Origin of the sequence: Pseudoalteromonas sp. 13-15, from assembly GCF_001468205.2 — a bacterium.
Taxonomy (GTDB): domain Bacteria; phylum Pseudomonadota; class Gammaproteobacteria; order Enterobacterales; family Alteromonadaceae; genus Pseudoalteromonas; species Pseudoalteromonas marina.
On sequence record NZ_CP019162.1, the window covers coordinates 614393 to 638667 of the forward strand.

The 24275-nt window shown below is 39.3% G+C and carries 22 protein-coding genes and 2 tRNA genes; 10 read left to right on the forward strand and 14 right to left on the reverse strand.

Annotated features, from left to right (window positions below):
- Window positions 1–30: 30 nt before the first annotated feature.
- On the forward strand, window positions 31–1746 hold the full coding sequence (locus tag ATS72_RS02885; RefSeq protein WP_058428794.1) for a glycoside hydrolase family 9 protein: 1716 nt from the start codon (window positions 31–33) through the stop codon (window positions 1744–1746).
- A gap of 288 nt (window positions 1747–2034) precedes the next feature.
- On the opposite strand, the gene ATS72_RS02890 is transcribed toward ATS72_RS02885, so the two are convergent.
- From ATS72_RS02890 to ATS72_RS02905, 4 genes are all read right to left on the reverse strand, one after another.
- Window positions 2035–2111 (reverse strand) — tRNA-Val (locus ATS72_RS02890).
- Between the two features lie 121 nt (window positions 2112–2232).
- Window positions 2233–2309 (reverse strand) — tRNA-Val (locus ATS72_RS02895).
- Window positions 2310–2422: 113 nt separating this feature from the next.
- A complete protein-coding gene (locus tag ATS72_RS02900; protein ID WP_058428795.1) occupies window positions 2423–3484 on the reverse strand; it encodes a DUF3080 family protein in 1062 nt (353 codons plus the stop codon).
- Window positions 3456–4817: an MATE family efflux transporter gene (locus ATS72_RS02905; protein WP_058428796.1), complete on the reverse strand. Its 1362-nt coding sequence runs from the start codon at window positions 4815–4817 to the stop codon at window positions 3456–3458. The genes ATS72_RS02900 and ATS72_RS02905 overlap by 29 nt, the downstream gene beginning before the upstream one ends.
- A gap of 128 nt (window positions 4818–4945) precedes the next feature.
- On the opposite strand from ATS72_RS02905, the gene ATS72_RS02910 reads away from it, so the two are divergent.
- Window positions 4946–5572, forward strand: coding sequence for a riboflavin synthase (locus ATS72_RS02910; RefSeq protein ID WP_058428797.1), 627 nt, complete (start codon window positions 4946–4948; stop codon window positions 5570–5572).
- On the opposite strand, the gene ATS72_RS02915 is transcribed toward ATS72_RS02910, so the two are convergent.
- Window positions 5569–5772, reverse strand: a complete 204-nt coding sequence (locus tag ATS72_RS02915; RefSeq protein WP_006792887.1) for a CPXCG motif-containing cysteine-rich protein — start codon at window positions 5770–5772, stop codon at window positions 5569–5571. The two genes, ATS72_RS02910 and ATS72_RS02915, sit on opposite strands and share 4 nt — an antisense overlap.
- 136 nt (window positions 5773–5908) lie before the next feature.
- On the reverse strand, window positions 5909–6769 hold the full coding sequence (locus ATS72_RS02920; protein WP_058428798.1) for a fructosamine kinase family protein: 861 nt from the start codon (window positions 6767–6769) through the stop codon (window positions 5909–5911).
- Window positions 6770–6893: 124 nt separating this feature from the next.
- Here ATS72_RS02920 and ATS72_RS02925 point away from each other — a divergent pair, with 124 nt between their 5' ends.
- Window positions 6894–7586 carry a hypothetical protein gene (locus ATS72_RS02925; RefSeq protein ID WP_058428799.1) on the forward strand — a complete coding sequence of 231 codons (693 nt, stop codon included), beginning with the start codon at window positions 6894–6896 and terminating at the stop codon, window positions 7584–7586.
- A gap of 68 nt (window positions 7587–7654) precedes the next feature.
- Here the strand turns inward: ATS72_RS02925 and ATS72_RS02930 are convergent, their stop codons facing one another.
- A complete protein-coding gene (locus ATS72_RS02930; RefSeq protein WP_039037130.1) occupies window positions 7655–8017 on the reverse strand; it encodes a DUF3718 domain-containing protein in 363 nt (120 codons plus the stop codon).
- Window positions 8018–8269: 252 nt separating this feature from the next.
- Here ATS72_RS02930 and ATS72_RS02935 point away from each other — a divergent pair, with 252 nt between their 5' ends.
- From ATS72_RS02935 to ATS72_RS02945, 3 genes are all read left to right on the forward strand, one after another.
- Window positions 8270–9055 (forward strand): hypothetical protein, encoded by a 786-nt coding sequence (locus ATS72_RS02935; RefSeq protein WP_008128423.1) that lies wholly within the window; start codon window positions 8270–8272, stop codon window positions 9053–9055.
- A 100-nt stretch (window positions 9056–9155) separates the two neighbouring features.
- Window positions 9156–10538, forward strand: coding sequence for an amidohydrolase (locus ATS72_RS02940; protein ID WP_058428800.1), 1383 nt, complete (start codon window positions 9156–9158; stop codon window positions 10536–10538).
- A gap of 12 nt (window positions 10539–10550) precedes the next feature.
- Entirely contained in the window at window positions 10551–11792 is a 1242-nt protein-coding gene (locus ATS72_RS02945; RefSeq protein ID WP_058428801.1) for an amidohydrolase family protein, read from the forward strand.
- 145 nt (window positions 11793–11937) lie between these two features.
- On the opposite strand, the gene ATS72_RS02950 is transcribed toward ATS72_RS02945, so the two are convergent.
- Together ATS72_RS02950 and cspD are read right to left on the reverse strand one after the other, a co-directional pair.
- Window positions 11938–14160: an NADP-dependent isocitrate dehydrogenase gene (locus tag ATS72_RS02950; protein ID WP_058428802.1), complete on the reverse strand. Its 2223-nt coding sequence runs from the start codon at window positions 14158–14160 to the stop codon at window positions 11938–11940.
- 512 nt (window positions 14161–14672) lie between these two features.
- Window positions 14673–14891 carry a cold shock domain-containing protein CspD gene (gene cspD / locus ATS72_RS02955; RefSeq protein ID WP_006792879.1) on the reverse strand — a complete coding sequence of 73 codons (219 nt, stop codon included), beginning with the start codon at window positions 14889–14891 and terminating at the stop codon, window positions 14673–14675.
- A gap of 208 nt (window positions 14892–15099) precedes the next feature.
- Here cspD and clpS point away from each other — a divergent pair, with 208 nt between their 5' ends.
- The gene (gene clpS, locus ATS72_RS02960) at window positions 15100–15408 is read left to right on the forward strand and encodes an ATP-dependent Clp protease adapter ClpS (protein ID WP_021032429.1); all 309 of its coding nucleotides are present in this window, start codon (window positions 15100–15102) and stop codon (window positions 15406–15408) included.
- A gap of 68 nt (window positions 15409–15476) precedes the next feature.
- On the forward strand, window positions 15477–17738 hold the full coding sequence (clpA, locus tag ATS72_RS02965) for an ATP-dependent Clp protease ATP-binding subunit ClpA (RefSeq protein WP_010556376.1): 2262 nt from the start codon (window positions 15477–15479) through the stop codon (window positions 17736–17738).
- A 192-nt stretch (window positions 17739–17930) separates the two neighbouring features.
- Here clpA and infA read toward each other — a convergent pair whose 3' ends face one another.
- From infA to trxB, 4 genes are all read right to left on the reverse strand, one after another.
- Window positions 17931–18149 carry a translation initiation factor IF-1 gene (gene infA / locus ATS72_RS02970; RefSeq protein ID WP_002962494.1) on the reverse strand — a complete coding sequence of 73 codons (219 nt, stop codon included), beginning with the start codon at window positions 18147–18149 and terminating at the stop codon, window positions 17931–17933.
- 90 nt (window positions 18150–18239) lie between these two features.
- Window positions 18240–18944 (reverse strand): arginyltransferase, encoded by a 705-nt coding sequence (locus ATS72_RS02975; RefSeq protein ID WP_039037126.1) that lies wholly within the window; start codon window positions 18942–18944, stop codon window positions 18240–18242.
- On the reverse strand, window positions 18937–19653 hold the full coding sequence (gene aat / locus ATS72_RS02980; protein WP_058428803.1) for a leucyl/phenylalanyl-tRNA--protein transferase: 717 nt from the start codon (window positions 19651–19653) through the stop codon (window positions 18937–18939). The genes ATS72_RS02975 and aat overlap by 8 nt, the downstream gene beginning before the upstream one ends.
- A 97-nt stretch (window positions 19654–19750) precedes the next feature.
- Window positions 19751–20701, reverse strand: coding sequence for a thioredoxin-disulfide reductase (gene trxB / locus ATS72_RS02985; RefSeq protein ID WP_058428804.1), 951 nt, complete (start codon window positions 20699–20701; stop codon window positions 19751–19753).
- 289 nt (window positions 20702–20990) lie between these two features.
- Between trxB and pssA the strand changes: the two genes are divergently transcribed.
- Window positions 20991–22316, forward strand: coding sequence for a CDP-diacylglycerol--serine O-phosphatidyltransferase (pssA, locus tag ATS72_RS02990; protein ID WP_058428805.1), 1326 nt, complete (start codon window positions 20991–20993; stop codon window positions 22314–22316).
- 68 nt (window positions 22317–22384) lie between these two features.
- On the opposite strand, the gene ald is transcribed toward pssA, so the two are convergent.
- Entirely contained in the window at window positions 22385–23506 is a 1122-nt protein-coding gene (gene ald, locus ATS72_RS02995) for an alanine dehydrogenase (RefSeq protein ID WP_006792872.1), read from the reverse strand.
- 142 nt (window positions 23507–23648) lie between these two features.
- On the opposite strand from ald, the gene lrp reads away from it, so the two are divergent.
- Window positions 23649–24128, forward strand: coding sequence for a leucine-responsive transcriptional regulator Lrp (lrp, locus tag ATS72_RS03000; protein ID WP_006792871.1), 480 nt, complete (start codon window positions 23649–23651; stop codon window positions 24126–24128).
- Window positions 24129–24275: the final 147 nt, after the last annotated feature.

Genomic DNA, 24275 nt, shown 5'->3' on the forward strand with positions numbered 1-24275 from the left:
GCTTCGACATTATTTATACGAAAGGGTCATATGAAACATATTATTTTATCATTACTGCTACTGAATGTGCTTGCTCTGACCTCTTGCTCGGTATTAGTAAAAAAAAATCCTAGTAAATTAAGTAAGTTATCCTCAAATCAGCAAATTGCAATTAATCAATTAGGCTACTTAAATAAAAGTGAAAAAATTGCTGCAATACCGAACGTAACAGCTTCGCAATTTGATGTAATTAATGCGAAAACGAACAAGGTGGTTTATACCGCTCAGTTGAGCGCAGCTAAAATATGGACTCTTTCTGGCAATGATGGTCACAAGCTTGCCGATTTTTCTGAAGTTGTCACTTCGGGTCACTATTTTTTGCGTGTAAAGGGTGTTGCAGATTCTTCATTATTTCGAATTAGTGATGATGTTTATGATTCACTTAGTAAAGCCGCTTTAAGATATTATTATTTGAACCGCTCTAGTACTCCTATTGAAGAGAAGTTCGCGGGAATTTATGCAAGACCAATGGGTCATAAAGATGACATTATTGGCTATCATCCCTCTGCTGAGCCAAGGTACAAAGGCAAACGAATAGACTCACAAAAAGGATGGTATGATGCAGGCGACTATGGCAAGTATGTTGTTAACTCAGGTATTAGCACGTATACACTGCTTGCAGCGTTTGAACATTACCCTGATGTTTATAAAAAACAAACCCTAAACATACCTGAATCTGAAGATAACGTTCCTGATATTATAAACGAAGCCCTATGGAATCTTGAATGGCTGATCACTATGCAAAGCGATGATGGGGGTGTATATCATAAGCTAACAACTCGTGAATGGCCAGGGAATGAAATGCCACATGAAGATCAACGCTTACGCTTAATGATAGGGAAATCAACAGCAGCAAGCCTTAATTTTGCAGCTACGCTTTCCATGGCTAGCCGGGTGATTGAACCTTACTACCCCAATAAGAGTAAGCAATATTCAAATGCAGCCATAAAAGCATGGCGTTGGGCGCTTTTAAACCAAACACAATATTATGAGCAACCAAGTGATATTAAAAGCGGTGAATATGGAGATCATTATTTAAAGGATGAATTTGCTTGGGCCGCTGCAGAGTTATTTATAACCACTAAAAATAAAAACTTTTACACTATTTATAAAGAGATAAATATTGATTACGTGGCTCCAGCGTGGCGAAATGTATCGTACCTTTCTTTGAGTAGTTTGCTGTTTAAAGCAAAGGACTTATTATCTAAACAAGAATACGAAGCCCTTAAAATAAAGCAAAATGACTTAGCTGATATATATTTGAACCAACATAAAAGCAGTCCATACAATGTTGCTATGCAAAAATCAGACTTTGTATGGGGGAGTAACTCAGCCGCGTTAAATAAAGCGATGGTTTTGCTACAAGCCGCTCAGATAAATAAAAATAACGATTATAAAAATGCAGCTCATGGACTTGTCGATTATGTATTAGGGCGAAACCCTACGGGGTACTCTTTTGTTACTGGGTTTGGCACTAAAACACCTTTGTATCCACATCATCGAATTTCACACAGTGATAATGTTGTTGCGCCTGTACCAGGAATGCTTGTAGGTGGCCCTCATTCAGGACAACAAGATAATTGTAACTACTTATTCAATGAGCCAGCAAAATCATACGTTGACGATTGGTGTAGCTTTTCAACTAACGAGGTTGCGATTAATTGGAATGCGCCACTTGTGTATGTACTTGGTGCGCTCTCTGACTAGCAACTTTATAAGTTTTAATTTTCACAACTCAGTTGATTCTATTTATTGACCCAAGGAAAGCGCTATAAAAGTAGGGAGAAGATTTTCTTGAGTTTATATTTTTTGAATTGGTACGACTGCCTGGATTTGATTTACAGACCCTTGGACCGGGTTATTAAGGATAGGTAGAGCTTTTTCTTGAGTTTATATTTATTAAATTGGTACGACTGAGTGGATTTGATTTACAGACCCTTGGACCGGGTTATTAAGGATAGGTAGTGCTTTTTCTTGAGTTTATATTTATTGGATTGGTACGACTGAGTGGATTCGAACCACCGACCCCTACCATGTCAAGGTAGTGCTCTAACCAACTGAGCTACAGTCGTACAATTTTTGAGGTTTTACTTAAATATTGGTACGACTGAGGAGATTTGAGTTACTGACCCTCGGACCGGGTGGTCAAGAGTAGGTAGTGCTCTTTCCTTCAATTATACATCTGATTAATATTGGTACGACTGAGTGGATTCGAACCACCGACCCCTACCATGTCAAGGTAGTGCTCTAACCAACTGAGCTACAGTCGTATTACTATATTTAAGTAAGTGTTAATTGCTTAACAACGGCCGCTAATATATAGCGTGGCGGTTGGTGAATCAAGCACGTTTCGTGTTTTTAGGTTTATTTGCCGTTTTTTTATTCATATTGGGCTGATTTCACACGTTTTATAAAACTCTTGCCACCAAATAACATGCTGTTTAGCAGAGCTTTTCAATTGATTTAATAAATTGGTATTTGAGTTTGCTTTAATCAGCTGATTAATTTCATTTGTTGTTACACGTTCTTGGTACCACAGTTGATTTAATAAAGGCTGAAGCACTTCAAGAAAACCAATGAGTTGTGCTTGGTAAGGCTGAATTTGTGAAAGATAGAACTTTTGAAATATGTTATTCATTATTTTAGCTTTATCTTTGTTTTTACCCACTGGGCATAGGGTGCTTAAATTGATGTTACGCACCAACCCCGTGGCGATTTTATTTAGCCTTATTTGTTGCCTGACAGATTTAATTAATGATTGATTAAACCTATATTTATTAAGCGTTTCGAGTGCTTGGTATATTGCATCTGTGTTTATTTTGTCAAATTGAGCCTGAGCTAATTGCGCTTTAATAGCAGTCAGTTTACGCATAGCCTCAATTGTGTCGCTAAAGCCTGCTGGCTCTTTACTTAATTCTGAAGCGGTTAGTGACCACGTGCGGTTGAGCTCTGGTTCCTCAATAAGGGCTGCATTAAAGTAATATAGTAAATCAGCTTGTTTTTGATATTTTGCTTCATGTATTTTTTTATACGTTACTGAGGATTCATCGAGGGAGGCTAAGCAGCTGTTGGCGTGTTGAATAAAGTCTATTTGATATTTCAAACGCCCTGCAGCGGTTGCTGTTTTACCCAGTTGGTTATTGTGCTCACTTATCACCACATTTAAGTTACAACTGCTTATTCCTGCAAGCTCAACTATACCCAGTGTTATTTTATTGTTGTTGAGTTCGGTTAACGGCTTTAATTTGAGTGAATTAAGCGCTGGGAGGTCTTCTGATTTGTTGCCGGTTATATTTTCAAGGCGTTTTATATAGGTGTTGTTTGTATTACTGGGGGCCTCTGTGCAAGCGGTTAGCATAGTAGCCGGTATTATTAGTAACACGCATACTAATACTGACTGCTTTATGTTATTTAAATTAAGCTTGTTGGCTAATAAATGGTTCATGTTTAAAGCGCTTACTAACGGTTATCATTAACAAAATGGCTGCAACAGTGAGCCCGACAATTATACCAATCCAAAATCCGTGCGGCCCCATAGCCGGCACAATTATATCTGTTCTTGCCAATACGTAGCCTAAGCTAAAGCCGATTAACCAATACGAAATAAACGTGATGTAAGAAATAGGGGCTGTGTGTTTTAATCCTCTTAAAATGCCATTTGCTGCAACTTGCAGGGCATCGGGTAGTTGATAAATACAGGCTAAAATCATAATTGAGGTCGCAAGGGCAATAACCGCAGGGCTGTCTGTGTATAGCTGGCTTATCACATCACGACCTATAAATGTTATAAACGCTAAGAACAGTGCGATTAATATAGAAAGTAGATAACTTGTCGATACGGCTATTTTTAACTGTTCAAACTTGTTCTGACCATACAAGTTACCAATTCGAATGCTAATGGCAATAGAGAGGCTTAGCGGCATCATAAACAGTAACGCGGTAACACTTGCTGCAATTTGATGGCCTGATACAGCAACCGCTCCTAAATGGGCAATAAAGAGTGGAATACACGCAAAAAGTGTTACTTCAAAAAAGGTAGCCAAAGAGATAGGAATACCTAATTTTGTAATAGTGGCGATAGTCGTTATATTTGGTTTTTCAAACGGTGTGAGTAGCCCTTTGGCATCTATCTTTTTACTCATTTGGCAATAAGTGACCTGTGCTAATGCCATCACTGTTAAAACAATAGCTGTTGCTATACCACAGCCAGCTCCGCCATAGGCGGGAAGGCCAAATAAACCATTTATGAAAATGTAGTTAGCAGGAATATTAACGGCTAATCCGAGTAAGCTAATATAAAAGGCCGGCTTTGTCATGCCCATGCCTTCGGTCATGTTTCGGTAGGTTGTAAAAAATAAAAATCCAAACACTCCCCATTTAACAAATTGGATATAGTCGAAAGCGAGGCTCGCAATAGCAGGGCTTGTATCTAGCTGTAATATAATAATGTTGGCCAAGTAGGCAATACTAAAGCCTGTAATACACAGTAAAACGGTTAAATATAAAGCTTGTTGAAAATAGTGGCTTATGCCTTTTTTGTCATTGGCGCCGGTAAATTGTGCAATTATGCCAGTTAGTGCTAACAAAATACCTTGCAACGCTAAAAGTAGTGGGTTCCAAATACCAGTAGCAATAGAAAGCGCAGCTAGGTCAGTAGGGCTGACCTGACCTGCCATTATGGTGTCGACCACCGACATTAATATAAGGGTAACTTGTGCTAAAAAAACAGGCAGCGCGAGAGAAATTAAACGCTTAGCTTCCCAATTACAAAAGGTCATAAAAACAGCTATTTAATGAGTAAGGCTGTAATTGTAATCTATTGTCTTTGAAATAAAAATCTAAGGAGTGAATGATTTTATAATTCGATACGTTAAACTATTACTTTGTCATAACTTAACGAGATTTTATGTTTACAGGTATAGTACAAACTCAAGCTACTGTGGTGTCTAAAACCCATAATGAGGGTGTGTTACGTTTAGTGGTGTCGGTGAGCGATGACTACGTAAAACACCTAGATTTAGGAGCCAGTATTGCGATTAATGGGTGTTGTTTAACAGTAGTAAAAGTTGAGCTAAGTAACCAAGATGTAGTCGCGCAAGTTCACTTTGACGTGATTGACGAAACACTTCAATTAACTAATCTAGGGCTTCTTGAGCTGGGCAGTTTAGTAAATTACGAGCGCTCTGTTACTTTTGGCACAGAACTGGGTGGGCATATTGTTTCGGGACACATTCACTGTTCGGCTAAAATAAATCAAATAATTAATACTCAAAGCAACTGCAAAATTCAGGTAAGTTTACCGGTAAAGTGGCAAAAATATGTATTGTATAAAGGTTTTGTTGCCATTAATGGTGCTAGTTTAACAGTAGGCGAGATTGACGAGCAGGGCTTTTGGTTGCATTTGATCCCAGAAACTTTAGCAATTACAAACTTAGGTAAAGCGCAAGTGGGTGATGAGCTAAATATAGAGGTCGATCAGCAAACTTACACTATTGTTAACACCGTAGAAAACTACCTGCGTCATCAAAATTAAAAAATTTGTTCGTCGTCACTGTCTACGTGTAGCTCTAATTTATTGTGTGCATGGTCTATGTGCATATTTAAATGGATTGGGTTGCAACAGGCAGTGCAGTCTTCAATGTAGTCCTGATCGCCCATGCTGGCATCTAAATCCAAATGAATGTGGTGTCCGCAAAACGGGCAGCTAATACGTTGTGATAAAAAGTCTTTCATAATCACTCCAAATACAAATAACTTAAGCTGAGCTTGGAATGTTTTTATTCTAACCACGGCTTAATGACGCAAAACTGAACTCCTTAGAACCCTTTAAATATAGTCTGTTTAGCGTGTTATGACAGTTTATTTACACTTATTGCATTAGCTTATCGATATGTTGTTTAGCTTCAGTAAGATAGTGCCCAGCAAAAATATTTGCATGATTTAAAATAGGGTATAGTTGGTAAATATGTTTACGTTTTTGATAGCTTGGTAAAAGAGGGTATTGCTTATTATAGGCTACATAAAATTCATCGGGTAGTGGCGCAAATAGCTCGCTCATTGCTATATCCACTTCCCGATCACCATAATAACAAGCGGGATTGAATACGGTCGGTACTCCTTTTAAAAAGCCCAAGTTGCCTCGCCAAAAATCACCATGTAACAAAGATGGGCTCACAACATGACTATGTAGTTGTGCTTTAACTTCACTAATTATGTGCTCGGGATTGGCAAATTTAATGCCTTTTTCGGCTAATAGTTGTAATTGCCATCCTATGCGTTCTTCGGCAAAAAATACACCCCACTTTTTGTGCCAACGATTTGGTTGAACTGTGGTAGCTAAGTGATTATCTATATCAAAGCCAAACATTGCCTGGTCATGCTTTTGGTGCATTTGTGCTAGTTGAGTGCCCATTTTTTGCCATTGGTAATAGGGCTGCTCATCAAGCTCTAACCACGAAAGTACGATAAATGAAAATTCAATGTTAGCACCTGATGTAATGCAGGTTGGAACATTAAAATAACTATTATTAGTAAGCATCTGTAAGCCCCTAGATTCACTTTCTAATCGCTCAAGCTCGCTTTTGAGCGCAATTTTAACAAAGTAGCTTTGTGTGCCATTGCTTATATGAAAATATCTATCGGTTGTTGTGCTTTGGAGTTGTCGCTTTTGTGTGTGTTTAAAGTCAGTATTTGTAGCTTGGCTAATGTGCTCGTTAATTGCTTTCCACATAATAGTTGCTCGTATTTTATACAGACACTTAAACTATGGCAAAAAGGGATTAATTTAACAAACTAAACGTTGTAAAATTAGCGAATGTGTCGCACAAAGTGACGCTAACTGTAATGGAGTAAAAATGAACAAAAGTTTTATAACCAATTTACTAGCAAGTATTTGTGTAGCTGCAGGATTGATATTTGATCAGCCAGTAGTTTTGTCGGTGGGGTTATTTGCACTTTCTGGCGCAGTGACCAATTTATTGGCTATTCATATGCTATTTGAAAAGGTGCCGTTTTTATATGGGTCTGGCGTTATTGCGCTCAAGTTTGAGAGCTTTAAAGTTGCTATACGAAACCTAATACTCACTGAGTTTTTCTCCGAACAAAAAATTAATAATTTACTCAACAAGGCGCAGCCTAATATCGACTTTGAACCGATCATTAGTAATGTTGATTTAAATCCAGCTTTCGATAATTTACTCGAGGTTATAGAGCAATCGCAATTTGGTAGCATGTTGGGTATGTTTGGAGGCACTGCTGCAATAGAGCCAATGCGTGAAAAATTTATTGAAAAAATGCAACTTTCGTTGGCACAAATTTCTCAAACAGAGGACTTCAAAGCGTTAGTAACGCGAACGCTTTCACAAGGAAATAGTGCTCAAGGGTTGCACAGCACAGTTCTTAAACTTGTTGATGAACGCCTTGATGAATTAACCCCTAAAATGGTGAAAGAAATAATTCAAACAATGATACGCGAGCACTTAGGTTGGTTAGTTGTTTGGGGTGGAGTATTTGGCGGTTTATTTGGTTTAATTGCGGGTGTTCTTTAAGCAATAAAGTTAAAAATAAAACTAAGCAGGTTATAGTTATGCCTGCTTAGCTATAACGTTTAAACATGTTATTGCGGAGACGAAATAACAACGATTTCAGGTGATGACACCTTTGCTAAATCTTTAATTGAAGTGCGAGTACTGCTTTCAATATTTAAGTAATTAGCACTTTTATCTAAATTATAACGCGCTACAAAATCACCCATAGGTAAGTTATTACACGTTAGTTTATTGCTAATAATGCTTTTTTTAACGTTCAATGACTGCTGTGTTTTGCGTAGTACATATGCTTTATTAGACGCAACAGCCATACAAATTTGTGTGCCTGGCGTTGAGTCGGCTGCTACAAATTGTGTTGCTGATACAGGTGCTGCTAATGCTGCACTACCAATTACAAGTGTTGTACATAATGCTGTTTTAAATGTATTCATTTTACTTTTCCTCGTTGTTTGCGGTTGCAAGCTAATTATTAAACTAATTAAGCAAAAAAGCTGTTAACCAAACGCAACAAGCTGTAAGCAAGTATGTTTAATGTACACACTTACTTATAGGCTCATGAAAAAGCATATTTTTAAGTGTGTTTTTTGACACACTTTCATAAAAATAATTTATTGATACTGACATATTTTTTTAGGCTGGTATTATCGCCCCTTAAATTGATGTGTAGATTTTTAGGATAAACAGTGAGTAAAGCGTTAGCCAGTTATTACCAACAAGCCTATGCCTGCGAACAACAACATTTTAATCAGTGTTTTTATTGTGGCTGCGAAGCAACGGAGCGAGACCATTGCCCGCCTCTTCATATGCTGCAAAGTATTATTGATTTAGGCGAGGATGCCGACTTTATTTCAATTCCTGCTTGTTATGAATGTTATGCGTTATTACATAACGAACGACTAATGACGATTGACGAGCGCTTTACCAAAATTAAAAAAAAGCTGTCTAATAAATACGCCAAAGCACTGCGTGTCTACAATATGTGGGAAGAAAACGAATTAAGTGATATGAGTGATGAGTTTGCTCATAGTATTCAGGCCGGTATGAAATTAGGAAAAGAAGCCGCAGAGCGATTGGCATTTACTGGTTTTAGTTACGCCACTGAAGAGGCACGTGTCACAGTACGCGAAAAAACCAAAGAGTTTGATGTAGAAGGTAACGTTTTCACCGATTTTAAAGACGCACTGAATTACTGCATTACCTCTTTAAATGTGCAAAAAAGTGACTTTTATAAAATTTTAGTTGAAGACTACAACGGCGATTTTAACAAAGCCCTTAGTCAGTACCGTCATCGCCACGACAAGGTAACAGCGGCTAAAGATGGTAATACTCTTATTAAAGATTTTTCTAAATTACATAAGCAAAATTCAGATTTTGTAACTCGCACGGTCAAACATTTTATCAGCAAAGATCCGTCCCTCACCACAGAGGGCGCACTAGAAAAGCTATATAACAATTATATAAAAAAATAATCACGTAAATTCATCTTAATTTACCGCGTTTTCACCTGTTTTTTTAGCTTTATGCCCAAGCTTTCGCTAAAGTATTAAAAAAACAGGAGAACCAAACAACATGAATAAATTTGCTCCCTCTTTATTAGCAGTTGGCTTAGCCGCTGCACTTGTAGGTTGCCAAGAAAATGGCCCGCAAGATGATAAGATTACTATTAACAAAAACCCATACCCAAGTACTTACACGCCAATCTCTACAACAAGCACACTCATCACAAACGCGACTGTTCTTACAGGTACCGGCGAACGCTTAAATGACGCTGATGTACTATTGGTCGATGGTAAAGTACAGCAAGTAGGTAAAGACTTAACTGTAAAAGCAGACACAACGATTGATGCACAAGGTAAATGGGTAACACCAGGTATTATTGATGTTCATTCACATTTGGGTGCCTATCCAAATCCATCGGTAGAATCACATCAAGATGGTAACGAAATGACCAGCCCAAATACGGCCGAAGTGTGGGTAGAGCACTCTGTTTGGCCGCAAGACCCAGGGTTTAACCGTGCGCGCGAAGGCGGTATTACCTCGTTACAAATTTTACCCGGCTCTGCTAATTTATTTGGCGGACGTGGTGTAACACTTAAAAACGTGCCTGCGCATACAATGCAAGGAATGAAATTTCCTGATGCACCGTATGGATTAAAAATGGCATGTGGTGAAAACCCAAAACGCGTATATGGTCGTAAAGGCGTATTGCCTTCAACACGTATGGGTAATATGGCTGGTTACCGCACTGCGTGGATTGGCGCGCAAGAATATAAGCGAGCATGGGATAAGTACGATGCAGAATACGCAGAAGGTAAAAACCCTGAAGCCCCGAATCGCGATATAAAGTACGATACATTACGTGGCGTTCTTGAAGGCGAAGTAATGATCCACAATCATTGTTATAAAGCCGAAGAAATGGCGATGATGATTGATCTTTCTAAAGAATTTAATTATCACGCGGGTACGTTCCATCACGGTATTGAAGCATACAAAATTGCAGATTTGTTAGCTGATAATGGCTCGTGTGCTGCATTGTGGCCAGACTGGTGGGGCTTTAAAATGGAAGCCTACGACATGGTTCAAGAAAACGTTGCCATTGTTGATGCGGTTAAAAACTCGTGTGCCGTTGTTCACTCAGATTCAGACACAACCATTCAACGCTTAAACCAAGAAGCGGCTAAAGTAATGTACCGTGCTAATGAAAATGGCTTTGATATTTCAGAAGAGCATGCAATTAAGTGGATCACAACTAACGCAGCAAAGTCTTTAGGTATTGACGATAAGACAGGCTCGCTAGAGGCAGGTAAACAAGGCGATGTGGTTATTTGGAACCAAAGCCCGTTTAGCGTTTACGCAAAAGCTGAGCAAGTGTTTGTTGATGGTGCAAAAGTTTACGATAGAAACGATAGTACTTATCAGGCAACCAGTGATTTTATGTTAGGTCAAAAATAAGGAGCACCCAGAATGAAAAATTTATCACGTTCGTTTTCGCTATCTCTGGTTGCTGCCGGATTACTAGCCTCTGGTGCTGTAAACGCACAGTCATTGGCTATTATTAATGCAACTATCCATACATCAACAGAGCAAGGCGTATTAAAAGGCGCAAGCATTGTTATGGATAACGGGAAAATTACAGCTATTAACCCGGCAGAAGTAAGTGCTGATGAAATTATTGATGCCAATGGTAAAATTGTTACTCCTGGTTTTATTGCAAGCAATAATCAACTTGGTTTAGTTGAAGTGGGTGCGGTTGCAGGCTCTCGCGATGCGGGTGACGACAAAGCAGGTATAGATTTTGATGTGAGCCTTGCATATAACGCACATTCAAGCTTAATACCTTATGCACGTAAAGGCGGCGTTACACGAGATGTAATTACCCCTTATGGCGGCGATAGTATTTTTGCAGGTTTGGCTAGTGTGGTTGATTTAAGTGGCAGCCTTGACAGTGACGTTCAAAAACAAGCAGCGTTAGTTGTGCATTTAGGTGAGCGAAGAAAAGGCTCGCGCGCTTTTACTTTGCAAACATTAATTAATAAGCTAGATGCCCATCAAACTAAATTGAGCAAAAAAGATAAAAAAGACGACGATAAACCAAGTACTGAAGACAAAGTAATGGCTAAAGTACTTTCTGGCGACATGCCATTGGTTATAAGCGTATCGCGTGCTGCTGATATTATTGAGCTTATTAAAGTGAAAGAGCAATTTGGTGTTAACTTAGTACTAAGTGGAGCACAGGATGCTGTTGTTGTTAAAGAGCATATTGCTAAAGCTAATATCCCAGTAATTATTAGCGCTATGGACAACTTACCAGGAAGCTTCGATTCTTTACACGCTAACTTAAATAATGCAGGTTTACTTGAAAAAGCCGGTGTTAAAGTACTTTTAACGGTTGGTGGAGATGCAAGTCACAATATTTATCAGCTTCGCTATGACGCAGGTAACGCTGTATCTTATGGTATGAGCCAACAAGGTGCACTGAAAGCTATTACATCAAATGTTGCTGACGTATTCGGTATTAATGCGGGCAGTATTGAGGTGGGTAAAGCCGCTGATGTAGTGATGTGGACTAATGATCCGTTTGAAATAAGCAGTAACGTAAGTCGTATGTTTATTAATGGGACTGAGGTTTCTACACAGTCTCGCCAAGATAAATTACGTGACCGTTATACTACTGATTCAAACATGCCAAGAGCTTACACTAAGTAAATAGTAAGCGTTATATCAACCCGACAATTGGGATTTGATTAAGCGAGTTGATATTAACTTTAAAAGGTCGCATTAAGCGGCCTTTTTCATAGGCATAAAAAAACCGCTTACTTTTATAAGTAAGCGGTTTTATTTTTACTATTTATTACACTAATTTAGCAAGGATATCGTTAAATGTAGTGCTTGGACGCATTGCTTCAAAAGCGGCTGCGTCGTTAGGCTGGAAGTAACCACCTAGTTCAACTGCTGGGCCTTGAGCATCGTTTAATTCGTTTACGATCGCGTCTTTATTTGCTTCTAAATCGCTCGCAATTTGAGTGAACTGTGCTTTAAGTTCGCTATCGTCATTTTGCTTAGCAAGTTCTTGAGCCCAAAATAAAGATAAGAAGAAATGAGAACCACGGTTATCGATTTCTTTAACTTTACGTGAAGGCGATTTGTTTTCAGCAAGGAAAGTACCCGTCGCTTTATCAAGCGTATCTGCAAGTACTTGAGCCTTGTTGTTACCTGTAGTTACACTTAAATGCTCTAGTGATGCTGCAAGTGCTAAAAACTCACCTAGAGAATCCCAACGTAAGTGGTTTTCTTTTTCAAACTGCTGAACGTGCTTAGGTGCAGAACCACCTGCGCCAGTTTCAAATAAGCCACCACCGTTCATAAGTGGAACAATTGAAAGCATTTTAGCACTTGTGCCCAGCTCTAAAATTGGGAACAAATCTGTTAGGTAATCACGTAGTACGTTACCTGTTACAGAAATAGTATCTTTACCTTCTTTAATGCGACCTAAAGAGAATAAAGTGGCTTCAAGTGGAGCTAAAATTTGAATATCTAGGCCAGCTGTGTCGTGATCTGGTAGGTATTTATTTACTTTTTTGATTAGCTGAGCATCGTGTGCACGATTTTCGTCTAACCAAAAAATAGCAGGAACGCCAGTAGCACGTGCACGGTTAACAGCAAGTTTAACCCAATCTTGGATTGGTGCATCTTTAACCTGGCACATACGCCAGATATCGCCTTGCTCAACACTGTGCTCAAGAAGCGTATTACCTGCTGTATCAACTACACGAATAGTACCCGCTGCTTTTGCTTCGAACGTCTTGTCGTGTGAACCGTATTCTTCTGCTTTTTGAGCCATAAGGCCAACGTTTGGAACGCTACCCATTGTCGTTGGATCAAACGCACCGTGTTCTTTACAAAAATCAATAGTTGCTTGATAAACGCCAGAATAACAACGATCAGGAATTACAAAACTTGTGTCTTGTAATTTACCGTCATTGTTCCACATTTGACCGCTTGAACGGATTGCAGCAGGCATAGATGCATCGATGATCACATCACTTGGCACGTGTAAGTTTGTGATACCACGGTCAGAATCAACCATAGCAATAGCAGGGCGGTCAGCATATACAGCTTGAATATCGGCTTCAATTTCAGCGCGTTTAGCATCGTCTAATGTTTGAATTTTAGAGTAAACATCGCCTAAACCGTTATTAACATCAACACCTAGCTCTTCAAAAAGCTCACCGTGTTTTGCAAATACGTCTTTATAGAATACTTTAACAGCGTGACCAAATATGATTGGGTCAGACACTTTCATCATTGTCGCTTTCATGTGAAGCGAAAATAAAACGCCTTTTTCTTTGGCAGCATCAATTTCAGCAGCTAAAAAAGCCTGTAGCTTAGCAGCACTTATGCGAGAAGCATCAATTACTTCACCAGCTAGTAGTGGTGTGCTTTGTTTAAGAACAGTTGTATCACCGTTTATAGCAACATGCTCGATGCGCACGTCAGTTGCTTCTTCGATAGTTGTTGATTGCTCTGAACCAAAGAAATCGCCTTCGCTCATGCTTGCAACGTAAGAGGCAGAGTCTTTGCTCCACGCGCCCATTGAATGTGGGTTATTGCGTGCGTACTCTTTTACAGAGCCAGGTGCACGGCGGTCAGAGTTACCTTCACGTAATACAGGGTTTACCGCACTACCTTTAACTTTGTCGTATGCAGCTTGAATTGCTTTTTCTTCGTCGTTTTTAGGCTCAACAGGATAATCTGGAAGGGCATAGCCTTTTGCTTGAAGCTCTTTTATTACAGCGCGTAACTGTGGAACTGAAGCACTAATGTTTGGAAGTTTGATGATATTAGCTTCAGGTGTTTTTGCAAGCTCACCTAGTTCAGCAAGTGCATCACCAATACGTTGTTCTTCTGTTAAATAATCAGGGAAGCTAGCAATTACACGACCTGCTAATGAGATATCGCGAGTTTCAACTTCAACACCTGCTGCATTTGTATATGCTTGGATGATCGGTAGCAACGAGTAAGTTGCTAGTGCCGGAGCTTCGTCCGTTTTTGTATAGATAATTTTTGATGTCATCATCATTCCTAGATAGTCGGCCAATTGGCCTTATTCAACAATGCAAAGAAATCATTAAAGCTGAGAGAGTACATATCATAGTGTTTTAATATATACGTTCAGATAATGAATAGTTTGTTAGGTGTTGGTACTCGTGTAGCTTTACAGTTAAAGCAGAATAGTCACACCTGACGAACTGTGGTCATATTTATAGCTAAAAATATAATAAAAATAAATTAGCCTTTAGACTAGTATATTTTATGTGCTCAGCAAGTTGAGCTAGTTGCTATGTTTTGCCTAATTTTTAGCACCAAGAGTGTAACAAGCTTGAATACAAAGGGCTAGAGTTTGAGCCTGCTCACAAGCAGTTAAACGGTCAACTCTTAGAATATTGGGGTATATGAAATAAAATCAAGGATAAGGGTTGAAAATAAAGAAAAAGAAACAATTTATATCGGTGTGGGTAAATAGAAGTGTGAGGAATTAAGCGAGGAGCCTAATAGGTCGCTCGCTTTAGTCGAATAAAACAACCGTCACTCTAAAATGTCGCCGTCTAAGGCAATATTTTTAGCGTGCAAGCCCTTGGGGCCTTGTTCTAATTCGAATGTTACATCTTGTCCAGCTTTAAGCGTTTTATAACCGTCCATTACAATTGTAGAGTAATGGGCGAAAATATCATTCTCGCAGCCGTCTTCAACGATGAAACCAAAACCTTTAGCATTGTTAAACCATTTAACTTTACCACAAGCCATACTTCTACATCCTTCAATAAGTTGACTAATTTAGTTATTCTAAACCATATTATTTGCTAGACTGATTAAGGATTAATCAACCTATGTTTGACTGTAGTTTATTTAATCAATCAGTCAAGCTTTTTGAGCTATTTTTTAACATTTTATTTATTTTTTATTCAAGTTTGCTTGAGTTCCTAAGACAAGACTATATTTAATTATGAGTGGTATGAAAGATTCAGGTGTTATCGATACAGTTCGCGACAGCGAAAAGCAAAAGCTACAGCCGCCGCGAAAATACAAAGTTGTTTTAAATAATGACGATTACACGCCGATGGACTTTGTAATAGAAGTTTTAACGACGTTTTTTAATATGGATAGCGATAGAGCAACCGACGTGATGCTTCAAGTTCACGAAAAAGGTAAAGGCATTTGTGGCGTTTACAGCGCTGATGTAGCTTATACCAAAGTTGAACAAGTTAACCGCTACTCGCGTGATAACGAGCATCCGCTGCTTTGTAGTTGTGAGCAGGAATAAATACCAACTAGGGTGATCACACACCTGTTTGTTGTGGTATACATTATTATCTCAGTAAGGGGTTGCCAATGCTAAACAAAGACTTAGAACTTACATTAAATGCCGCGTTTCGTGAAGCGCGCACTCGCCGTCATGAGTTTATGACTGTCGAGCACCTTTTACTTGCGCTATTAGATAACCCTTCTGCTTCAGAAGCGCTAAATGCGTGTGGTGTTAACATTTCAGGCTTAAAATACGAATTGCTTGAATTTATTGATGAAACAACACCGGTTATCCCCGATTTAGAAGAAGAGCGTGAAACACAACCTACGCTTGGTTTTCAACGAGTATTGCAGCGTGCAGTGTTTCATGTTCAATCATCAGGTAAAAACGAAGTTACCGGCGTAAATGTGTTGGTTGCTATTTTTTCTGAGCAAGAAAGCCAAGCCGTTTATCTGCTTAAGAAAAATGATGTTTCGCGCTTAGACATTGTTAACTTTATTTCTCATGGGATTTCAAAAACCGATGATGATTTAGGCGACGATACGGACGACATAAACGAAGAAGTGCAAGAAGTTCAAAATGAAGAGGTCAGCAAGCTAGACAGCTTCACTACTAACTTAAATGCGCAAGCACGCGATGGTAATATTGATCCATTGATTGGCCGTGACAGTGAAGTTGAACGTGCGGTACAAGTGTTGTGTCGTCGTAAAAAGAATAACCCATTGCTTGTAGGTGAAGCAGGAGTGGGTAAAACAGCGATTGCTGAGGGGTTAGCTTATCGTATTGTTAACGAGCAAGTGCCTGAAGTGATTGCAGATGCAGTAGTGTACTCGTTAGACATGGGTGCATTACTTGCTGGTACAAAATATCGTGGCGATTTTGAAAAACGTTTTAAAAGTTTATTAAAAGAGCTACAAGCAAAACCAGGCTCTATTTTATTTATTGATGAAATTCATACCATCATTGGGGCAGGCGCTGCATCAGGTGGGGTTATGGATGCGTCTAACTTGCTTAAGCCATTACTTTCAAGTGGCAAGCTCCGTTGTATGGGTTCAACAACTTACAATGAGTATAAAAATATTTTTGAAAAAGACCGTGCATTAGTTCGTCGTTTTCAAAAAATTGATGTACTTGAGCCAAGTGTTGCCGATACCACTAAAATTCTGAATGGCCTAAAAGATCGCTATGAAGAACACCATGGTATTCGTTACACACAAAAAGCGTTAAAAGCTGCGGCTGAGCTGAGTGCTAAGTACATTAACGAGCGTCACTTACCTGATAAAGCCATTGACGTAATAGATGAAGCCGGTGCAAACCAGCGTTTGCAGCCAAGCTCTAAACGTAAAAAAACCATTGGTGTATCAGACATTGAAATGATCATATCCAAAATGGCGCGCATTCCACCACAAAATGTATCGTCATCGGACAAAGAAACGCTTAAAAATATTGATCGTAATCTTAAAATGTTGGTGTTTGGTCAAGATCAGTCAATTGATGCACTTACATCGGCAATCCGTTTGTCACGTTCAGGGCTAACAAGTGAAGAAAAACCAGTGGGTTCTTTCTTATTCGCTGGTCCAACCGGTGTTGGTAAAACAGAGGTAACTAAGCAGCTTGCAAAGTGCATGGGTGTTGAGTTTATTCGTTTTGATATGTCGGAATATGTTGAGCGTCATGCAATTAGCCGCTTAATTGGTGCACCGCCAGGTTATGTTGGTTTTGAGCAGGGCGGTTTGCTAACCGAGGCTGTTATTAAGAACCCTCATGCGGTGGTTTTACTCGATGAGATTGAAAAAGCGCATCCAGATATTTACAACATTTTATTGCAGGTAATGGATCACGGTACATTAACCGACAACAATGGCCGTAAAGCTGACTTTAGAAATGTTGTGCTGGTAATGACCACTAATGCCGGCGTGCAAGAAACAACTCGCAAGTCAATTGGCTTTAGTGAGCAGGATCATACACACGATGCAATGGGTGAAATTAACAAAACATTTTCACCAGAGTTTAGAAACCGCTTAGATAACATTATTTGGTTTAACCATCTTGAACGTGAAGTTATTTTGTTGGTGGTTGATAAATTTATTGTTGAACTGCAGGCACAGCTTGATAAGAAGTCGGTTAATTTTGAATTGACCTCTAAGGCACGTGAATGGTTAGCTGAAAAAGGCTACGATAAAGCGATGGGTGCTCGCCCAATGGCGCGTGTTATTCAAGAAGAGCTCAAAAAGCCACTCGCAAACGAAATACTGTTTGGTAAGTTGGCTGATGGCGGCACAGTGAAGGTGTCGGTAAAAGACAAGAAAATCCGTTTTGATTACGAAAGTAGTTTAACACCAGCATAAACGGCATAAGACTCTAAATGGCTCGCTTGTAATACCGGGCCATTTTTTATTTTAGGCAACAAAAAACCCAGCAAAAGCTGGGTTTTTTGTTTATTAAATGTAATTGCTAGTCAAAGTCCATCAATTACATTTAATAAACGCTTAAAGCTAGTTACACACTAGCCAAAAACTAAATCTCGTTTACGCACTTACTTAGCGAGCACGGAATACGATACGACCTTTCGATAAATCGTAAGGAGTCATTTCTACCGTTACTTTATCGCCGGTTAAAATACGGATATAGTTTTTGCGCATTTTACCTGAAATATGAGCCACAACTACGTGACCATTTTCTAGCTCAACTCGGAACATTGTATTTGGTAAAGTATCAAGGACAGTCCCTTGCATTTCGATTACGTCTTCTTTCGCCATGTTTAGCGTAACACCTCTTTAATAGTTAAACGCTGCAGATTTTGCCCAAAATACACCAATAAGTAAAGGCGCAGGGGCTATATTTGCAAATTAAATAGCCACCCACTCATCATTAAGCTGTTTTTGTGCGGGTAAAAACTGAGTTTTATACTTCATTTTGGTGCACTCATCAATTTGATAGCCCAAATACACAAATTGTTTATTTTGCGCTTTAGCAAATTTTAGCTGCTCTAATATCATAATTGACCCTAAACTATAGTGCTCAAAGTCAGGGTCAAAAAACGTGTAAATAGCAGAAATAGCGTTGTCCATACAATCGGTTACAGCTACACCTACTAAAGTGTCTTGATGCCAAAGTTCGATAAATGTGATTTCAAGCCAACTGCAAAATAAAAAGCTTTGAAATTGTTCAGGCTGTGGTGGGTACATGCTGCCGTCTTGATGGCGCATAGTTATATATTTACTGTACAGCGGATAATACTCTGCTCGTTCGCTAGTAGAGTAAGTGACCGTAAACTGTGTTTTTGCTTTGTTTAGTTTACGTTTTTGTGATTTTGATGGCATAAATTCTTGCGCTAAAACACGAACAGAGTTACATGCACTGCAAACGGGGCAGTGAGGGCGGTATATTTGGTTACCACTGCGCCTAAAGCCGACTGCTAACAAAGATTCGAACTTTTCTGAGCAATAATAAGTGGGATCTAATATAACTAATAGTTGCTCGCGCCTGTTGGGCAGATAACTACACGCAAATTCTTGGCTTAAACCAACACGGGCTGTCAGGTTTTCATTCATAGATTGCAATAAGTTCCTGTGGTTCCCACATAGTAGGATTAACGTTATAGGTAAGTGCAGTGTTAAGTTTAGCTAAAAAATCAGTTCGAGGAATAACTTTTGCTCCCAAACTCATCAAATATGGGTTTTCGAGTTGGCAATCAATAAAATGAGCATCATGGTTTTTTAACCAATTCACAAGCGCCCACATAGCTAATTTAGAACAATTAGTTTGATGATGAAACATCGATTCGCCACAAAAGACACCATTTTGCATAATTCCATACAGTCCACCTGCAAGCTCTCCGTTGCGCCACACCTCTAAGCTGTGCGCTATGCCTGCATGATGAGCATTTATGTAAGCACTAAGCATATCAGTAGTGATCCAAGTACCGTCGGTATCAATGCGTTGGTCACGGCATGCTTCAATGACTTCAACAAAGGCGTTATTAACTGTCACTGTTACGGGGTATTTTTTTAGGTGCTTACGTAAACTTTTACTAACATGAAACTCATTTAACTCCACAATGCCACGTTCACTTGGTGACCACCACATAATAGGTTCGTTATCGCTAAACCAAGGAAATATCCCATTAGTATAAGCATTGCAAAGGCGAGCTAGGCTCAAGTCACCACCCACAGCTAGTAGGCCGTCTGGAGAAAATAATGCATATTCTGGATTGGGAAATGCTATATCTGTATCACTTAGTTGGTATAGCTGGTTAGTCATAACGTGTTTACTTTTTATAATTTGTTTTAAAAGTGTAACTATATTTTAGGCGTAAAAAAAGGGGCTGATTGTTCAGCCCCTTTTATAAAAATAAACGTTATAGGTTGTCTAAATAGCGCTCTGCATCAAGGGCTGCCATACAGCCTGTTCCAGCAGATGTAATCGCTTGACGGTAAATATGGTCAGACACATCACCTGCAGCAAAAACACCTGGTACGCTTGTTTGCGTTGCGTTACCGTTAAGACCTGACTCAACAACTAGGTAGCCGTCTTTCATTTCTAGCTGGCCTTCAAACATATCTGTGTTTGGTTTGTGGCCAATTGCTATAAATACACCCGCCAAATCTAAATCTTCAGTAGTATCAGATGCTACATCTTTAATGCGAATGCCTGTTACACCCATTTGGTCGCCCAAAACTTCGTCTAGTGTACGGTTGTAGTGCATTACCACGTTGCCGTTTGCCGCTTTTTCAGTAAGACGATCAGCAAGAATTTTTTCACTACGGAAACTATCGCGACGGTGAATTACATGGACTTCATCAGCAATGTTAGATAAGTATAGTGCTTCTTCAACGGCGGTATTACCACCACCAACTACTGCTACTTTTTGGCCTTTATAGAAAAAGCCATCACATGTTGCACACGCCGATACACCACGACCTTGGAAGTTTGTTTCAGACTCTAAGCCTAAGTATTTTGCAGATGCGCCTGTAGCAATAATAAGTGCATCACATGTGTATGTACCTTGATCGCCAGTTAGTGTGAAAGGGCGTTTAGAAACATCAACTTTATTTATGTGGTCAAACACAATTTCGGTTTCAAAGCGTTCAGCATGCTCTTTCATGCGGTCCATAAGTGCAGGGCCTGTTAAACCGTGTGCATCACCCGGCCAGTTTTCAACTTCAGTGGTAGTAGTCAATTGACCACCTTGTTGCATACCTGTAATTAAAACAGGGTTTAAATTTGCACGGGCTGCATACACTGCAGCTGTGTAACCAGCTGGGCCAGAGCCTAAAATTAGTAGCTTACTATGTTTTGCTTCAGTCATGATATTTTCCTAAACGATTCTATACGGTCATTAATGCGCTCGATTCTAAGAAAAACAAGGCAGAAGTAAACAAAATCTGAGATTATTTTTTTTAGTAAATCGAAAACCTGTTCATTTTTATGTACTAAACAAACATACTTTTATGCCTTGCAGGGTAAACTAGCTCAATAAATAGACTAACAAGCAACAAAACGTCGTTAATTCATGACCACTTTGATTTTTTTTGTTATGTTTTACCTAATTTTGATTTGTCACTGATAGATTATGTGACCTAAATGAATAGGCAACTATGTTATTTTGGCAGGAAAAACCCGCATTTGGGTTGACTTCAAAAGACGTTAACGTCTTAACCAATGCGCAAGATTACCGCACACAATTACTTAATTTAATCGCTAACGCAAAAAAGCGCATTTATATTACTGCGCTTTATTTGCAAGATGATGAAGCAGGCCGCGAAGTTTTAGAGGCATTACACAATGCGTCTTTAGCCAACCCTGCACTTGAAGTAAAAGTACTGGTCGATTTTCATCGTGCCCAGCGTGGGCTTATTGGTGCTGAGAAATCAGACGGGAACGCAAGTTTATACTGTGACTATCTAGAAAAATTTAAATCAAATGTACAAGTATTTGGTGTACCGGTAAAAGCGAAAGAGCTGTTTGGTGTATTACACCTAAAAGGTTTTGTAATAGACGACACGTTGCTTTACAGCGGTGCTAGCTTAAATAATGTGTATTTACAGCACAGTGACCGCTACAGGCTTGACCGTTACTTTTTAATTACGCAAAAAGGCCTGTGTGACTCTGTAATAGACTTTATTGAATCAAAGCTATTGAGTTCAGTGGCAGTGCCTCGTATCGACACGCGTCCGCTCAAGCGATTAATTGACTTTAAACTTGAACAAAAGCAATTAATGCGTGATCTAAAAGCAGCAAGTTATAAGTCGGCTGAGCAAGCAAGCAATAATGCGTTAAATATTCGTTTGTTTTTAGGGCTTGGGCGTCGTCATAACGAACTTAATCGTATGATCAAAGCCCTTTTTGATACAACAGAGCGTGAGTTAGTACTTTATACACCGTACTTCAATTTTCCTGCGCCGCTTATGCGTTCGTTACGCAGGCTTTTGAAACAAGGCAAACATATTACAATTGTTGTGGGTGATAAAACCGCTAATGATTTTTATATGCCACCTAGTGAGCCGTTTAGTAAAATTGGTGCGTTGCCTTATTTATACGAAACTATTTTGCATAAATTTGTTAAAACACAAAAACGCCATATAGATAACGGTAACTTAAATGTATACCTTTGGAAACACGACAATAACTCTTTCCATTTAAAAGGAATATGTGCAGATAGATCAAAGCATTTATTGAGTGGGCATAACCTAAACCCACGAGCATGGGGCTTAGACATAGAAAACGGGATATTAATTGAAGATCCTGAGCAAACTATTATGCAAGCAATTGATAACGAAAAGCATGAAATTCTTAAGCACTGTCGCCGACTAACAGGGCCAGACGATTTAGAAACCATGGAAGATTACCCTCAGCCAGTTAAAAAGTTACTTGGCCAAGCAAAACGGGTAAAAGTAGACTTTATTATTAAACGGTTTATTTAGATTGAATTTAAATTAGACATAAAAAAAGCAGCTTTATAGCTGCTTTTTTTATTGGTACAAACGCTTAATTAAGCGTTTTCAACCGCTGTACGTGGGTCAACGTAATCCATGTTAAATGCTTCAGCAACTTCTTTGTACGTTACTTGGCCTTTAATTACATTTAAGCCTTTTAGGAAGTTAGCGTCGTCTAGCAATGCCTTTTTGTAACCTTTGTTTGCAAGGTTAATGATAAACGGCAATGTTGCATTGTTAAGTGCAAATGTAGACGTACGAGGAACAGCACCCGGCATGTTAGCAACACAGTAGTGAACAACTTCATCAACGATGAAAGTAGGATCAGCGTGTGTGGTTGCTTTAGAAGTTGCGATACAACCGCCTTGGTCGATTGCAACGTCAACAATAGCAGCGCCAGGCTTCATTGCTTTGATGTGCTCTGCTGTTACAAGCTTAGGAGCAGCAGCGCCAGGGATTAGTACGCCACCAATAACTAAATCTGCTTCTAGTACGTGTTTTTCAAGTGCATCAGCCGTTGAGTAAATAGCTTTTACTTTATTACCAAATTGCGCGTCTAGTGCACGTAGTACATCGATATTACGGTCAAGTACTACAACATCAGCACCTAGGCCTACAGCCATTTGTGCAGCGCTACGACCAACCATGCCGCCGCCGATAACAACAACTTTAGCCGGCTCAACACCCGGTACACCGCCTAGTAACATACCACGACCGTGGTTAGATTTTTCAAGGGCTTGTGCACCGGCTTGGATAGACATACGGCCAGCTACTTCACTCATTGGCGCTAAAAGTGGTAAACCACCACGAGAGTCAGTTACTGTTTCATAAGCAATACAAATCGCTTTGCTCTTAACAAGGTCTTCAGTTTGTGGAAGATCCGGTGCAAGGTGAAGGTAAGTGAAAAGAATTTGGTCTTCACGAAGCATTGCACGTTCAACTGCTTGTGGTTCTTTTACTTTTACAATCATGTCTGCGTTTGCAAAAACGTCAGCCGCAGTTGCTAAAATGTCTGCACCTGCTTGGGTGTAATCTTCATCTGTAAAACCAATACCCATACCTGCATTCGTTTCTACAACCACTTGGTGGCCGTGATTAACTAATTCACGAACACTAGCAGGAACCATACCTACGCGGTATTCATGGTTTTTGATTTCTTTAGGTACACCAATAATCATAACATTTGCCTTATTAAGAACGGATTGAAATTTTTCACTATTATATTCATGACAAGCCAGTGTGTCTCACCTTTTTTAAATGCCAATCTAGTGTTATTATCTAAATAATAAAAATAAACAGAATAAAAAACTAGTGAGCCTTATGCATCAGTTATTAGACAGAATAGACCGTAAAATTTTGATGGAATTACAACATGATGGGCGTCTTTCAAATGTTGAACTGGCCCGACGAGTTGGCCTGAGCGCCACGCCCTGCCTAGAGCGCGTAAAAAAGCTCGAGCGAGAAGGTTACATACTCGGATACAAAGCGGTGGTCGATCCGGCTAAGTTAGGCCAGGGGTTATCGGTGTATGTAGAAGTTACGATTACCAAAACCTCGCCAGACGTATTTGACGAGTTTAGTGCAGCCGTGAAAAAGCACGAAGAGATAATAGAATGTCACCTAGTGTCGGGTAATTTTGATTTTTTACTTAAAACGCGTGTTAATGATATGTCAGAATACCGTGGTGTATTAGGAGACATTCTTTTAAAATTGCCAAACGTGAGTGAAAGTCGCACCTATGTAGTTATGGAAGAAGTAAAAGGTGAAGACGGCGTAATTATTCGCCCTTACATTGCATAAGTTTAACTGTTAAGGGTAAACAGACTCAAATTTATAAAAACGTGTTCATAATCAGGCCATACACATTAAGATAAAGTGCATCAAATTGCATTTCCTGCTAAGGTATTTGACTGCTGTTGAAGTGTAATAAATAGAATAATAAGAGGG

Coding starts and splice junctions, on each gene's coding strand:
- ATS72_RS02885 (WP_058428794.1), top strand. CDS start 31: ATGAAACATATTATTTTATCATTACTGCTACTGAATGTGCTTGCTCTG.
- ATS72_RS02900 (WP_058428795.1), bottom strand. CDS start 3,484: ATGAACCATTTATTAGCCAACAAGCTTAATTTAAATAACATAAAGCAG.
- ATS72_RS02905 (WP_058428796.1), bottom strand. CDS start 4,817: ATGACCTTTTGTAATTGGGAAGCTAAGCGTTTAATTTCTCTCGCGCTG.
- ATS72_RS02910 (WP_058428797.1), top strand. CDS start 4,946: ATGTTTACAGGTATAGTACAAACTCAAGCTACTGTGGTGTCTAAAACC.
- ATS72_RS02915 (WP_006792887.1), bottom strand. CDS start 5,772: ATGAAAGACTTTTTATCACAACGTATTAGCTGCCCGTTTTGCGGACAC.
- ATS72_RS02920 (WP_058428798.1), bottom strand. CDS start 6,769: ATGTGGAAAGCAATTAACGAGCACATTAGCCAAGCTACAAATACTGAC.
- ATS72_RS02925 (WP_058428799.1), top strand. CDS start 6,894: ATGAACAAAAGTTTTATAACCAATTTACTAGCAAGTATTTGTGTAGCT.
- ATS72_RS02930 (WP_039037130.1), bottom strand. CDS start 8,017: ATGAATACATTTAAAACAGCATTATGTACAACACTTGTAATTGGTAGT.
- ATS72_RS02940 (WP_058428800.1), top strand. CDS start 9,156: ATGAATAAATTTGCTCCCTCTTTATTAGCAGTTGGCTTAGCCGCTGCA.
- ATS72_RS02945 (WP_058428801.1), top strand. CDS start 10,551: ATGAAAAATTTATCACGTTCGTTTTCGCTATCTCTGGTTGCTGCCGGA.
- ATS72_RS02950 (WP_058428802.1), bottom strand. CDS start 14,160: ATGACATCAAAAATTATCTATACAAAAACGGACGAAGCTCCGGCACTA.
- cspD (WP_006792879.1), bottom strand. CDS start 14,891: ATGGCTTGTGGTAAAGTTAAATGGTTTAACAATGCTAAAGGTTTTGGT.
- clpS (WP_021032429.1), top strand. CDS start 15,100: ATGAAAGATTCAGGTGTTATCGATACAGTTCGCGACAGCGAAAAGCAA.
- clpA (WP_010556376.1), top strand. CDS start 15,477: ATGCTAAACAAAGACTTAGAACTTACATTAAATGCCGCGTTTCGTGAA.
- infA (WP_002962494.1), bottom strand. CDS start 18,149: ATGGCGAAAGAAGACGTAATCGAAATGCAAGGGACTGTCCTTGATACT.
- ATS72_RS02975 (WP_039037126.1), bottom strand. CDS start 18,944: ATGAATGAAAACCTGACAGCCCGTGTTGGTTTAAGCCAAGAATTTGCG.
- aat (WP_058428803.1), bottom strand. CDS start 19,653: ATGACTAACCAGCTATACCAACTAAGTGATACAGATATAGCATTTCCC.
- trxB (WP_058428804.1), bottom strand. CDS start 20,701: ATGACTGAAGCAAAACATAGTAAGCTACTAATTTTAGGCTCTGGCCCA.
- pssA (WP_058428805.1), top strand. CDS start 20,991: ATGTTATTTTGGCAGGAAAAACCCGCATTTGGGTTGACTTCAAAAGAC.
- ald (WP_006792872.1), bottom strand. CDS start 23,506: ATGATTATTGGTGTACCTAAAGAAATCAAAAACCATGAATACCGCGTA.
- lrp (WP_006792871.1), top strand. CDS start 23,649: ATGCATCAGTTATTAGACAGAATAGACCGTAAAATTTTGATGGAATTA.